The sequence below is a fragment of the Spirochaetota bacterium genome (assembly GCA_035477215.1).
Lineage (GTDB): Bacteria > Spirochaetota > UBA4802 > UBA4802 > UBA5368 > MVZN01.
Map to the genome: position 1 here is coordinate 16,274 of DATIKU010000016.1, position 12,261 is coordinate 28,534.

The following is a 12,261-nucleotide window of genomic DNA, read 5'->3' on the forward strand; positions in this document are numbered from 1 at the left end:
CGTCACGCTCACGCCATACCGGCGGAGCCGCGATTACTATGCCGGTCGGAGCGTATCTGTCAATAAAATATCACCGGCGCGGCCCATCCAATAAAATCATTGACAGTACGATGGCGGACGTATTGCATAAGCATGCCGTTTAATGGTTCCCCGTCCCCGTCGCTTCGGGGAGAAGCCCGGCATTATGCTTATCACGGCAGACCAGTTTTTCAAGGAACCTGACAAGGCTTGCTTCGAGGTTAAAATCATGAACCTGAAATACCGAATAATGATCGTGCTGGGCCTCTGCTTCGTCCTCTGCATCAGCTCATACGTCCTGATCGCCCGCATGTTCAGCAATATGGAAAACCAGCTGTTCGAGAAATGCCGCGTCGACGCCCGCATCGGCGCGCACGTGGTCGGTGAAACGATCGCCCTCATGGTCAACGTCGGTGTCCTGAGCGAAAAGGCCGTCTTCGAGGTCTCCTATGTGCCGCTTGAGGGGACGAACCCCCGCAAGTACACCACTGGCCACGACGACATCTTTGACCGCCACATTCAGCCGATAATCGACGCGTTCCTTCTGGATCCGGACCTCAGCTATGCCATTCCCGTCGACCGCAACGGTTATGCCCCGACGCACAATTCGAAATTCGCAAAACCGTTGTCCGCCGACCCGACCCTGGCGCTGCGCAACAGCAGGGCGAAGCGCATTTATGATGATCCGGCCGGAATAAAGGCGGCCCGTTACGACGGCGATGGGACGATTCAGCATCTCTTCGTGCAGGACACCGGCGAAACGATGTGGGACTTCGCCGCACCGATTCGCGTCGGGGGGAAACACTGGGGCGCGTTCAGAATCGGCCTGCCCATGGAGCGGGTGGATGAGATCAACAACCAGATGATCATCCTTGTGACGATGTCCCTTCTGGTGATACTGAGCGTCACGATGCTAATCCTGTTTCTTGTGATACCCCGCAAGCTCTACGACACCGACATGGATATTCCCCGCTACTGAGGTCAGCACCGTACGGTTCGGGGAGAACCGTAAAGAACGGGGCACTTGTCTATTCCCGGTTAAGGTCCATCTCTATCTGCGCGTACGCGGAGTGGTTGTGGATCGACTCCATGTTCTCGGACTCCACCGAGAACCATAAAATCCTCTTGTCCTTCATGAGACTCTCGGCCGCGCCTCGAACCATGTCCTCCACAAACATGGGATTGCCGTAGGATTTCTCGGTGATGTATTTCTCGTCCTCGCGCTTCAGGATCGAGTAGATGTCCGATGACGCGGCCGACTCGGCGATTGCGATGACGTCCTCGATCCAGATGCGCTCCCGCGCCTTGATGGTGATCGTGATGATGGAGCGCTGGTTGTGCGCCCCGAACTCGCTTATTTCCCTGGAGCAGGGGCAAAGCGAGAGCACCGGCACGCTCACCTCGAGAACGTAATAATCGTCGAATGAGCCTGCCGAAAGCTTGCAGCGATATTCCATCTTGGCCTTTTCGCGCGAGACAGGGGCCTCCTTGGTGATGAAATAGGGAAAGTCGATCTCGAAATGGGCGTTGCGGGCGGAGAGGGCCGTCTTCATCTCGTCCAGGATTTCGCGGATATTCAGCGTGCTGATGCCGTCCTGGTAGCGGTTGAGTATCTCGATGAAGCGGCTCATGTGCGTTCCGCGGAAGTTGTGCGGCAGATCGACGTACATTTTAACGCGCGCCACCGTGTGCTGCCTGCCCTCGGCCCTGTCCAGCACCACCACGGGGTAGGATATGTCCTTGACCCCGACCTTGTTGATTGGCAGGTTTCGGGGATCGGACTCCGACTGGATGTCTTTCATATCTTTGTGCGGCATTATCGTCCTTCCATGGATTTCATAATCTCGTAATTTTCGCAGTCGCTCAGACAGCGCCGCGCCCGATTGTCGCAATCGTCAACGCACACTCACGCCGTCTTGTGCCATTCCCGCTCCAGCCGCGCCTCCGGGCCGCCAAACCCGACGTTCGGGCTCATGCCGGTGCCGTTCTCAACGCACTGCCGGTTCAGCGAACAGCAGTTCGCCCTGCACTTCCGCATTCCGGAATATCCGGTCGAGGCGCAGGATCCGATTATCAGACCGGCACCCAGAAGGGCCCCCGCGAGAGATATGCCGGGCGGTATACCCTTTTCCTTTTCCATAAAAATACAAAATACACAAGCCCAACGACCGATTCCTGATTTTCTCCGCAGCGATCGTTCTCCGGGCCCGGCCGTCAGGCCGTCAATACGACCGGCCCCTTCGAGGTAACCGCTACCGTGTGCTCAAACTGCGCCGAAAGCCTCCCATCGGCTGTCACCACGGTCCAGCCGTCCCGAAGCGAAAGCACATCGGGAGCACCCTCGTTGAGAATGGGCTCGATGGCAAGCACCATACCCTCCTCTATGACCCTTCCCGTCCCCTTCCTGCCGAAGTGCGGAACGATCGGCTGTTCGTGCACCGCGAAGCCCACGCCGTGGCCGGTAAAGTCCCGCACCACTCTGAAACCGCGGCTCTCGGCAAGCGACTGTATGGCCGCGCCCACATCGCCCAGGCGGTTCCCGGCGCACAGCAGCGGTATCGCCCTCGCCAGCGCCTCTTCGGCGGTCCTCGCCAGGAGCGCCGCTCGCTCCGCGACGGGTTCCACCAGGAAGGTTACACACCTGTCGGCGAAATAGCCGTTTTTAACCACGCCTATGTCGATTTTAACCAGATCCCCGGCGCGCACAATCTTATTTTTTGATGGGATGCCGTGGACGATCTCATTGTTGAGCGAGATACAGCTTGAGTAATCGTACTTGCGTATCGTCTTGAACGAAGGCCGCGCCTTGTAGCGGTGGATCCGCTCCTCGATGAAACGGTCGACCTCAAGCGTCGACCGGTCTACAAGCGTCTCGCCGGAAATCTCCGCGAAGATTCCGGCTATAATCCCGCCCGCCTCCCTGATGCGCTCGATATCGTCCGCGGATTTAAGGCGTACATCCCTCATGGGGCTCAGCCCCCCCTACGATTTCACCGCTTCCTCGGCGGGCCTCTCTTCGACGATGATGCCGGTGGCGAGCTTGATTTTATGCTCTATCTCGCGCGCGATCTCCGGATGCTCCTTCAAAAACGCCTTCGCATTCTCCCTGCCCTGCCCCACACGCTCCTCGCCGTAGGAATACCATGTACCCGCTTTTTTTACGATGCTCAGACTGGTGCCCATGTCGAGGATACCGCCCTCGCGCGATATCCCGGAATCGTACATCACGTCGAATTCCGCCTGCCGGAACGGCGGCGCCACCTTGTTCTTTACCACCTTGACCCGGACCCGGTTACCGATCGCCTCGTCCCCGTTTTTAAGCGTCTCGATGCGCCGTATGTCCAGTCGCACCGAGGCGTAAAACTTGAGCGCGTTTCCCCCGGTCGTGGTTTCGGGCGAGCCGAACATCACGCCGATCTTGTGCCGTATCTGGTTGATGAAAATGACCGATGTCCTGGACTTGGCGATCACCCCGGTGAGTTTTCGAAGCGCCTGGCTCATCAGCCGAGCCTGCAGGCCCATGTGCGAATCGCCCATCTCGCCTTCGATCTCGGCCTTGGGCACGAGCGCCGCGACGGAGTCGATTACCACCACGTCCAGCGCTCCGGAGCGCACCAGCGCCTCGGTGATCTCCAGAGCCTCCTCCCCGGTGTCGGGCTGGGATACGAGGAGGTCGTCGGTTAGAACGCCGAGCTTCGCCGCGTAGGCCGGATCGAGCGCGTGCTCCGCGTCGACGAACGCGGCGATCCCGCCGAGCTTCTGCGCCTCGGCGACCATATGCAGTGTCAACGTGGTCTTGCCCGATGATTCCGGCCCGAATATCTCGGTGATCTTGCCCCGCGGGATCCCGCCTATGCCGAGTCCCACATCGAGCTCGATCGAGCCCGTCGAGATGGCCGCCACCTTTATTTTGGCGGACTCGTCCCCGAGCCGCATGATTGAGCCCTTGCCGAACTGTTTTTCTATCTGTGCCATGGCCGATTCGAGCGCCTGCGTCTTCTGGTTCAGTTCCTTTTGTTCTGCCATTTCGATCTCCTCGAGGTTTTGAATTGCCGTTCCGTGCTACTATTAAAACGAATTAACGCAAGAAAATATGAAAACGAAACGGTGCCTTCCGTAAAAATTTCGGAAAACACGGGCCGCCCGCCCTGGTCCGTGTCGCATTCGTTGTTTTTGTCGTCGATTTCCCGGAAAAAGTCAAGGAAAATACTACATTTTTGTTTAGCTGTTTCCCTTTTTGTGAAAAATGCCGTGCTGGCCCCTGCGCTCCTGGTCCCCGCGCGCAACGAATATCTTTTCGCCGGTGAGCGGATCGACGCCCGTGAGGTATATCGCCGACGAAAGGGTGAGCGGAAGGGGGAAAAACGCCTGCACCTGCTCGGGCATGAAAGCGAAGGCCGAGAGCACGCGTTCGCGCATGGTTTTCATATCGGCCATGCGGCAGCCCGGATGGCAGGACATGAGATAGGGAACAAGGTATTGCCGTTTGCCGGCCTTTCGCGACGCCGCGAAAAACGCCTCGGCAAACTCCTCCAGGCCGAAGAGGTGTTTTTTACGCATAACGTCGAGGACGCCCGCCGAGGTGTGCTCGGGGGCGATTTTTAGCTGGCCGCTTACATGGTCGCGCGCAAGATCCCCGAGCAGCGACGGGGCGTCGCGCATGAAGAGGTCGTAGCGTATTCCCGAGCCCACCGTCGCGTGCCGCACGCCCGGCGCGCCCAGCGCCCCGGAGAGAAGCTTCATCCATGAGGCGGTGTTCACCTTCAGATTGGCACAGAGGTCCGGATAGAGGCAACTCTGCCGCGCGCACCGCCAGTCGGCCGCGCAGACGGTCCCGTACATGTTCGCCGACGGCCCGCCGATATCGGTTATGTGTCCGCCGAAGCCTTCCGCGGTCGAAAGCCGGGCGACCTCCTCCATGATTGAGCCGGCGCTCCGCGGCACGATCCGCCTGCCCTGGTGGAGCCCCAGCGAACAGAATGCACAGCCCGACACGCAGCCGCGGTGCGAGTTGATCGAATTGCGTATGACCGAAAAACCGGGCACCTCCTCCCGGTACGATGGGTGGGGCCGCCGCGCGAAGGGCAGATCGTATATGGCGTCGAGATGTTCGCCCTCCATCCGCGGCGATGGGTGCTGAACGATGTAGCGCTTCCCGGACTCCTGGGCCAGCACACGGTGCTGGTTCAGATAGAATTCCCGGTAGAAGCGCGCGTAGGCGTCCCTGTCCCTGACGGTCTCCGCCTCCGGAGGAAGTAAATGCGCCCCGGAGGGCGGGGCCCGGCGCACCTCGACGGTGCCGGGAATGTCCGAAAGCGGTTCGCCGGCGTTCAGCCTGCGCGCGATCTCGACTATCTGTATTTCGCCCATGCCGTGGACCAGAATGTCGGCCCTGGAGTCGAGAAGGATCGAGCGGCGCACACGGTCGTCCCGGAAGTCGTAGTGGGCAAAGCGCCGCATTGACGCCTCGATGCCGCCGAGAACGATCGGCACGTCCCTGTAGGCCGCGCGGATCATGTTGGCGTAGACGATCACCGCCCGCTCGGGCCTTCCGCCGGCGGCGCCCCCCGGCGCGTAGGGATCGTCGTTTCGTACTTTCCTGAACGCGGTAAAGCGAGCGAGCATGGAATCGACATTACCCGAAGTGACGCCGAAGAAGAGGCGCGGTCTCCCGAAAACGGTCACCGCTTCGGGGATTCGCCAGGCGGGCATGGGAAGGAGCGCGATACGATAGCCCTCGGCCTCCAGGACTCGACCGATCACCGCCGCGCCGAATGATGGATGATCAACGTACGCGTCACCCGTGATGATGACCGCATCCACGGTACGCCATCCGAGGCGGTCCACCTCGTCGCGCGATATGGGGAGAAACTGAAGAGACATCTGTACTTGCACCCGTACCCTGTCGCCGCCACCGCATCCGCATTCGGTAATCCGACGGTTCCGTTACCGGACAGTATCGCCTGCGCCGGAAATAAAAGCAAATATATGGCGAAAAAACGTCTCCGATCAGAAAAAATCGTTCCCGTTCCAGGTCCGACCATTTGCGGGGCTGCGGCCCCGAAAATGGTCGATTGCCGGATCGATTTGATAAGTAGAGTTGTTGCGAAACTCGAGGATAATCCCTTTCCCCCGGATACGCAACAGGTCTATTATATCTTTGACAGCACGACGGCCTGATGATGACATCGCACCATCGTCCGACTGGGATTTCCCATGGGAAACACAAAACTCGACATACTCCATGATATTTTCATCCGCACGCGTGACGGCGGATTCGCTTCCCTGCACGAGATCGAGGTAAACACGGCACTTTCGGGTTCACGGCTTCGTCCCATTCTCGAAGATATCAAGGAAGAAGGGCTCGTGATCGAGCATCCCGAGGGATTTTCCATCGCCCCCGGCGGGATTCACTTCTGCCGCAGCCGCTGGGGTTAAGCGGAGCGTTCGTCGTGCTCGCGCGGTCTGCGGAGTTTAAGATTGCCTCAATTATTTTAACCGCCGCGGATACACCGATCCCCGGCGGTTAAAACAATTGACAATTCAACGAACGGACGCGATTCATTATGGATTGGGCTTGTTGCAAATCTCGGGAATATCGGCTTTCCCCCCGCCGCAGGCGCGAGAAAACCGCCATATCGCCCGGTTATGCAGCAACTCTATCGAGCATCCAATGGAAAATCCAGCAATAACCGTAACGGCACAATCCATATCGAAATCCTTCGGCCCCGCAAAGGTTTTTGAAGGCATTTCGTTTTCACTTGGCACGGGCGAGTCGATTGCCGTAACCGGACCCAACGGTTCGGGGAAATCGACACTGTGTGAGATCGGCGCCGGCATCCGCCGTCCAACGGGCGGATCCATCGAGTATTCTCTTAACGGCCAACCACTTTCCGGGGACGGGCTTTTAAGCGTCATCGGAATAGCGAGCCCGAGAATCAATCCCTACGAAGCGCTGTCGGGCATGGAGAACGTCGAGTTCGCCGCACGCTCGCGCGGCATCGACCCGTCGTCGGCCCTGCCATTATTTGAATCGTTTGGGCTTAACCGTCATCACGGCAAGGCACTCCGCCATTACTCATCGGGTATGCGGCAGCGCCTTAAATTCATTCTCGCGGTGCTGCACCGCCCCTCCCTGCTCATACTTGACGAACCCGGATCCAACCTCGATTCCGAGGGCAGGAGGCAGCTCGCCGCGTATCTCGACTCGCTGCGTGCGCGCACCGCCATCATCATCGCAACCAACGACGCGGAAGAGGCCCGCCTCTGCACCGGGGCGGTGCGCCTTGCTTAACGCGATAATCGGCAACATCGTCAAGGACTTCCGCATCGAGTTCAGGCGGCGCTTCGCGGTGAACATCGCCCTTTCGTTCGCTGCCATAACGACGCTCGCGGTCAGCCTCACCGCGGGGGGCGTGCTGTTGGGCGCGCAGACACAGGCCATGCTCTTCTGGATCATCCTGTTTTTCAGCGCCATGAACGGCCTGGCGCACGTCTTCACGCGCGAAGAGGAGGAAGGCACCGCGCTCTTTCTGCGGGTCACCTCCCCGGCCGCCGCGGTATACACGGCGAAACTCGTTTTCAACACCGCCGTCATTTTCATCATCGCCGCCGTTATAAGCCCGCTCTACGTGTTTTTCCTGAACGTCGACATCGCCGCCCCGGCCGCTTTCGCGGCCGCGACCTGCGCCGGCTCTCTCGCCATCGCGTCTTCGACCACGGTGCTCGCCGCCATCGTCGCCAGGGCGGGCGGGCGTGGCTCGCTCTTTACGATCATCTCGTTTCCCGTTGTGCTTCCCCCGCTGTGGGTCGCCGTCGGGGCCACCCGGACCTCGATCGCCGGAAGCGCCTCGGCCGAGGGCGTGGTTTTTTTACTTGCATTTTCGGGTGCGCTCGTCGCTGTATCGTATATGCTTTTCGGACACATCTGGATCGAAGAATAATCCCTGGCGGCGCAACCGAAATGTTAATCACACGACTTGTTTACATTTTCATGCCCGCAGCAGTCATAATGGCGTTCTGCTACGCGCCGGCCGCCGCGGTCCTGGGCGAAACGAGCAGGCTGCTCTACTTCCACGTGCCGCTCGCATGGATTTCGGTCATGGCCTTTACCGTATCGGGCGCGGCTGCGGTTCTGTTTCTGGCCGATAAAAAAGGCCGCTTCCCGCGCCTGGAAGATTCCTTCCACAATTCCGCTTCGCTCGGCATGCTTGCCGCGGTGCTTGCCACGGCAAGCGGATCGGTCTGGGCGAAGCTCATGTGGGGAAGCTACTGGAACTGGGACCCGCGCCAGACCTCGATCGTCATCCTGCTCCTGATCTACTCGGCCTATTTCAGCCTGCGCTCTACGCTTGCCGGAAAGCACGCGCGGGGACGGCTCTCGGCGGCCTACCTCATCATCGCGATGACCGTCATGCCGTTTTTCGTTTTCGTCGTGCCGCGCGTCTTCCCGTCGCTGCACCCCGACCCCGTCATCAATCCCGATATGAAAATACATCTCGAGGCCGAAATGAAACTTACGCTGATCGTCTCGGTCGTCGCCTTTTCCCTGCTTTATTTTTACCTCCTTGAAATCCTGAACAGGCCGTCGAGAATTCGTAATGCCGTGGAGGTCTCCCACGATGAATAAAGGACCATGCCCGGCCCGGGAGGAAGATCGATGAACGCTAAACGAATCGTCGGCGTCCTCATTGTCGCCGCCTGCGTCACCATCGCCGCCTTTTCTATGAGCGGCATGCTTACGCCCTATGTATCGTTCGCCGACGCGATGAAGTCCGGCGAATACGTTCAGATCATCGGCGCGCGTCCGAAGTCGGCCCCGGTCGAATATTCCGGGGGCTCCTTCGCCTTCACGCTGCGCGACGAGGATGGAGCGTCGCTGCGGGTGGTCCACCGAGGCGTCAAGGCGCAGAACTTCGAGCATGCCGACAAGATCGTCGCGCTCGGCACCTATGATGCACCGAGCGGTATCTTCGTCGCGGACAGGCTGCTGGTCAAATGTCCATCAAAATACACTGGAGAAAAACAGCAATGAATACAGGCACAGTCCTTATCATGGTCTCGCTTGTCCTTTCGCTGGTATCGCTCTATTTTCTGGCACGGGGCGCCGCGGGAAACGTTATGGCGAAGATCACCGCGCGTCGCATATTCTATCTTTCCGGCATTTCAATCACCTTCGCCGTAATTTTACTTTTCTTCGCCTTCATCAGCCAAAGCTTTCAGTTCAACTACGTTTACAGCTATTCCTCGCGGGAACTGCCACTGGCCTACATCATCGCGGGATTCTGGGCCGGACAGGAGGGAACGTTTCTGCTGTGGGTATTCATCCTGTACATCCTCGGCTTTTTCGTGATACGTTCCAATGACCGGGACGAGTGCCTGGTGATGTCGATCGTTACCATCAGCCAGGTTTTTCTCCTGCTCGTACTCGTCATCTACAGCCCCTTCCGCTATCTCTGGCAGGCGCATCCGGAACGGTTCGCCGTGGGCGTGATACCGCCGGACGGCGCGGGGCTCAATCCCCTTCTGCAAGACCCGTGGATGATGGCGCACCCGCCGGTGCTTTTCATCGGCTACGCCGCGGCGACCATTATATTCGCCTACGCGATCGCCGCGCTTTTACGAAACGATTTTTCCACCTGGGTCGCCCGGAGCTACCGGTGGACGCTGTTCACCATGACCTCGCTGGGCATCGGCATATTCCTGGGCGGATACTGGGCCTACAAGGTCCTTGGATGGGGCGGGTACTGGGGCTGGGACCCGGTCGAAAACTCATCGCTGATCCCCTGGCTGGTGCTGGTCGCGCTCATGCACGGGATGATCGTGCAGCGGCGAAGTGGCGCGCTCGTGCGCACGAACATCGCGCTGGCGCTCCTCTCGTTCATCCTGGTGTTCTACAGCACCTTCCTCACCCGAAGCGGCGTGCTCTCGGATTTCTCGGTGCACTCCTTCTCCGACCTCGGCCTTTCGCGGCACCTTTTATTTTTCATGTTGTTCTATGTAGTTATCGCGGCATTTCTCTTTGCGAAGCGCTTCAGGGATATGCGTTCGGCGAAGCTCGGCGAGTCCGCGGTCGCCTGGGATACGCTTGTGGCCTACGGCATCATCACGCTCTGCCTCTACGCCTTTCTGATCCTGGTCGGGACATCGATGCCGATAGTCTCATCGATCTTCTCGGCCCCCTTCTCCCTGCAGCCCGGCTACTATAACGGCATCTCGGTCCCCTTGGGCCTGCTCATCCTGGGAACCATCGGGCTCGTGGGGATATTCCAATTCCAGAAAAAGCCGTCCAAATGGAAGCTTGCGGCGACCGGCGTTGCCGCGGTGGTTCTTGCCCTGCTTTTCAACATAAACCACACCGCGAAAGCGGCCGCCTATGCCTTCTCAGCGGCCGCTTTCTTCGTGGCGATCCTGGGCGTCGTGGACCTTTTAAGGCTCAAACCCGCGGCCGTCCTCTCGTCGCGGCTTGCGCATATCGGCGTCGCGGTGATGGTGCTCGGAATCATCGCATCCTCGCTGCATTCGACCACCGAGCACCGGGAGCTGCCGCTGGGAAAATACACGGTCATCGAGTCGACCGCGCTCACCTTCAGGGGCCTTACCGACGCCGAAAAATCCGCCCTCGCCTTTACCTTCGCACGAGGACGTTCGGTAAGCGAGATCGAAACACCGTATTACATGGATGGGCGGACGCACTCGCTTTACCGCGAGCCGTACATCAGTTATGGATTCGCTCACGACGTCTACATTTCGCCGGTGGAATACCGCTCGGGGCTGGATTCACTGACAAGGTTCGTCATTGAAAAGGGCTCGACCGTCGAGTCGCAGGGAATGAAGATCACTTTTACGGGCTTCGATATCGACCGGCAGCACATGATGGCGGGCGGCGATATGAAGCTCTTCGCGAAACTCGCGTTCGAGCGCGGCCCCCACTCGGCATCGATCCGGCCGGGCCTTGAGCTCCGGGGCGGGGACGGCCGCAAGTCCATAGCGGCAAGGATTCCCTTTACGGGGCAGGAGGTGCGCCTACTCGATTTCAACGTGAGCGACGGAACGGTCCATATTTTCGTGGAGGCGCCGAAAGGCGCAGCGGTTCCGCCGGATTCGGCCATCGTCGAGGTTTCGTTCAAGCGACTCATCTGGTTCGTGTGGCTGGGTACGATCTTCATCGCTCTCGGGGGGGCCTTTGCCATTCGCCGGGCCGGGGGAAAGGGCCTGTAAGACGACCGGCCGCTTCCCCCTATGAGGGTATGTGCCCGGCCGGTCGCGCTTCGTAAAGCGTAATGGCCCCGGCCGGACAGGCCGCGGCGCACAGGCCGCAGCCGATGCATCCCTCGCCCAACCGCGCCGCGTCATCGTCGCACTCGATCGCGCGTACCGGACAGATATCCACGCATTCGCCGCACGCCGTGCACGCGGTCTCGTCAACGCGCGCGATAAAGCGGCTGGGGGCGAGTACCCCGGCTGTTTTCGCGTTCGAGGCATAACGCAGCATCTCGCAGCAGCAGGGGCAGCAGTTGCATATGGCGTTACCCATCCCCGCCCTGTTCTCGACCATGTGGACAAGTCCGGCCTCCTCGGCCTTTTTTAAAAGATCCAGCGCCCCGGCCCGGTCGATCTGTCGGCCGGTCCCACGCTTCAGCGTGTACTCGGCCCCGCGGTTGAGCTGGATGCACACCTCGACCGGCCTCTCGCACAGCTTCTGCGACTTGCGGCACACGCAGGGAACCACGGCGATCGAGCGCGCCTCCTCGATAAGGCGCGCGGCGTCTTCGTAAACGAGAACGCCGCTCTGCGCGTCCACCGTACGGTTAATGGGAATCACCCTCATAAAGGAGGGCATGTTCACCTGGGTTACGAGTTCCAGAAGCTCCACATACTCGGTGTCCATAAATCTGACCCACAGCCCGTTCATCTCCTCCGGAGCGCCGTCCCAGAGCAGGGTGGCGTCGTGGAACTGCACGACGTGCCGCGGCATGCGGTACACGGTCGCGCCGTCGCGGACCGATTCGAAAACGGCGCCCTTTCTAAAAAGGGAATCGAGCATCTTCTCCATTTCCGCCGGTGGCATTCCCGCCCTGCCGGCAAGCTCGGAAGACGTGCCGGGGAGCATCGCCACAACCCGGGCCTCGGCCTCGCTGCATACGGCCTGCCATATCCTCGGAAGGAGCTTTGAATTTTCCATCATGAGCTTTCGCGAGAGCTCGTGGTAAATGTCGCCTGTTCCCATGGATTACCTCCGAC

At 59.6% G+C, this 12,261-nt stretch carries 13 protein-coding genes; 7 read left to right on the forward strand and 6 right to left on the reverse strand.

What is annotated here, in order from left to right; all coding sequences use genetic code 11:
* The first annotated feature begins 184 nt into the window (after nucleotides 1-184).
* Complete coding sequence (locus VLM75_03425) at nucleotides 185-997, forward strand: hypothetical protein (protein ID HSV95967.1); 813 nt, start codon at nucleotides 185-187, stop codon at nucleotides 995-997.
* A gap of 49 nt (nucleotides 998-1,046) precedes the next feature.
* On the opposite strand, the gene folE2 is transcribed toward VLM75_03425, so the two are convergent.
* From folE2 to VLM75_03450, 5 genes are all read right to left on the reverse strand, one after another.
* The gene (gene folE2, locus VLM75_03430) at nucleotides 1,047-1,835 is read right to left on the reverse strand and encodes a GTP cyclohydrolase FolE2 (GenBank protein ID HSV95968.1); all 789 of its coding nucleotides are present in this window, start codon (nucleotides 1,833-1,835) and stop codon (nucleotides 1,047-1,049) included.
* 89 nt (nucleotides 1,836-1,924) lie between these two features.
* Nucleotides 1,925-2,056: a hypothetical protein gene (locus VLM75_03435; protein ID HSV95969.1), complete on the reverse strand. Its 132-nt coding sequence runs from the start codon at nucleotides 2,054-2,056 to the stop codon at nucleotides 1,925-1,927.
* A gap of 176 nt (nucleotides 2,057-2,232) precedes the next feature.
* Nucleotides 2,233-2,985: a type I methionyl aminopeptidase gene (map, locus tag VLM75_03440; protein ID HSV95970.1), complete on the reverse strand. Its 753-nt coding sequence runs from the start codon at nucleotides 2,983-2,985 to the stop codon at nucleotides 2,233-2,235.
* A 15-nt stretch (nucleotides 2,986-3,000) separates the two neighbouring features.
* A complete protein-coding gene (recA, locus tag VLM75_03445) occupies nucleotides 3,001-4,044 on the reverse strand; it encodes a recombinase RecA (GenBank protein HSV95971.1) in 1,044 nt (347 codons plus the stop codon).
* A 195-nt stretch (nucleotides 4,045-4,239) separates the two neighbouring features.
* On the reverse strand, nucleotides 4,240-5,901 hold the full coding sequence (locus tag VLM75_03450; GenBank protein HSV95972.1) for a YgiQ family radical SAM protein: 1,662 nt from the start codon (nucleotides 5,899-5,901) through the stop codon (nucleotides 4,240-4,242).
* 333 nt (nucleotides 5,902-6,234) lie between these two features.
* Here VLM75_03450 and VLM75_03455 point away from each other — a divergent pair, with 333 nt between their 5' ends.
* From VLM75_03455 to ccsA (VLM75_03480), 6 genes are all read left to right on the forward strand, one after another.
* Nucleotides 6,235-6,456, forward strand: coding sequence for a hypothetical protein (locus VLM75_03455; GenBank protein ID HSV95973.1), 222 nt, complete (start codon nucleotides 6,235-6,237; stop codon nucleotides 6,454-6,456).
* A gap of 235 nt (nucleotides 6,457-6,691) precedes the next feature.
* The gene (locus VLM75_03460) at nucleotides 6,692-7,312 is read left to right on the forward strand and encodes an ABC transporter ATP-binding protein (GenBank protein ID HSV95974.1); all 621 of its coding nucleotides are present in this window, start codon (nucleotides 6,692-6,694) and stop codon (nucleotides 7,310-7,312) included.
* Entirely contained in the window at nucleotides 7,305-7,961 is a 657-nt protein-coding gene (locus VLM75_03465) for a heme exporter protein CcmB (protein HSV95975.1), read from the forward strand. Before VLM75_03460 ends, VLM75_03465 begins: the two co-directional genes overlap by 8 nt.
* 20 nt (nucleotides 7,962-7,981) lie before the next feature.
* A complete protein-coding gene (ccsA, locus tag VLM75_03470) occupies nucleotides 7,982-8,647 on the forward strand; it encodes a cytochrome c biogenesis protein CcsA (protein HSV95976.1) in 666 nt (221 codons plus the stop codon).
* 30 nt (nucleotides 8,648-8,677) lie between these two features.
* A complete protein-coding gene (locus VLM75_03475; GenBank protein ID HSV95977.1) occupies nucleotides 8,678-9,052 on the forward strand; it encodes a cytochrome c maturation protein CcmE in 375 nt (124 codons plus the stop codon).
* On the forward strand, nucleotides 9,049-11,238 hold the full coding sequence (gene ccsA, locus VLM75_03480) for a cytochrome c biogenesis protein CcsA (GenBank protein ID HSV95978.1): 2,190 nt from the start codon (nucleotides 9,049-9,051) through the stop codon (nucleotides 11,236-11,238). The genes VLM75_03475 and ccsA (VLM75_03480) overlap by 4 nt, the downstream gene beginning before the upstream one ends.
* A gap of 19 nt (nucleotides 11,239-11,257) precedes the next feature.
* Here ccsA (VLM75_03480) and VLM75_03485 read toward each other — a convergent pair whose 3' ends face one another.
* Nucleotides 11,258-12,247 (reverse strand): 4Fe-4S binding protein, encoded by a 990-nt coding sequence (locus VLM75_03485; GenBank protein ID HSV95979.1) that lies wholly within the window; start codon nucleotides 12,245-12,247, stop codon nucleotides 11,258-11,260.
* Between the last annotated feature and the right edge of the window lie 14 nt (nucleotides 12,248-12,261).

Excerpts from the sequence above, each read along its gene's own strand:
- VLM75_03425 (HSV95967.1), top strand. The coding sequence starts at position 185 with ATGCTTATCACGGCAGACCAGTTTTTCAAGGAACCTGACAAGGCTTGC.
- folE2 (HSV95968.1), bottom strand. The coding sequence starts at position 1,835 with ATGCCGCACAAAGATATGAAAGACATCCAGTCGGAGTCCGATCCCCGA.
- VLM75_03435 (HSV95969.1), bottom strand. The coding sequence starts at position 2,056 with ATGCGGAAGTGCAGGGCGAACTGCTGTTCGCTGAACCGGCAGTGCGTT.
- map (HSV95970.1), bottom strand. The coding sequence starts at position 2,985 with ATGAGGGATGTACGCCTTAAATCCGCGGACGATATCGAGCGCATCAGG.
- recA (HSV95971.1), bottom strand. The coding sequence starts at position 4,044 with ATGGCAGAACAAAAGGAACTGAACCAGAAGACGCAGGCGCTCGAATCG.
- VLM75_03450 (HSV95972.1), bottom strand. The coding sequence starts at position 5,901 with ATGTCTCTTCAGTTTCTCCCCATATCGCGCGACGAGGTGGACCGCCTC.
- VLM75_03455 (HSV95973.1), top strand. The coding sequence starts at position 6,235 with ATGGGAAACACAAAACTCGACATACTCCATGATATTTTCATCCGCACG.
- VLM75_03460 (HSV95974.1), top strand. The coding sequence starts at position 6,692 with ATGGAAAATCCAGCAATAACCGTAACGGCACAATCCATATCGAAATCC.
- ccsA (HSV95976.1), top strand. The coding sequence starts at position 7,982 with ATGTTAATCACACGACTTGTTTACATTTTCATGCCCGCAGCAGTCATA.
- VLM75_03475 (HSV95977.1), top strand. The coding sequence starts at position 8,678 with ATGAACGCTAAACGAATCGTCGGCGTCCTCATTGTCGCCGCCTGCGTC.
- ccsA (HSV95978.1), top strand. The coding sequence starts at position 9,049 with ATGAATACAGGCACAGTCCTTATCATGGTCTCGCTTGTCCTTTCGCTG.
- VLM75_03485 (HSV95979.1), bottom strand. The coding sequence starts at position 12,247 with ATGGGAACAGGCGACATTTACCACGAGCTCTCGCGAAAGCTCATGATG.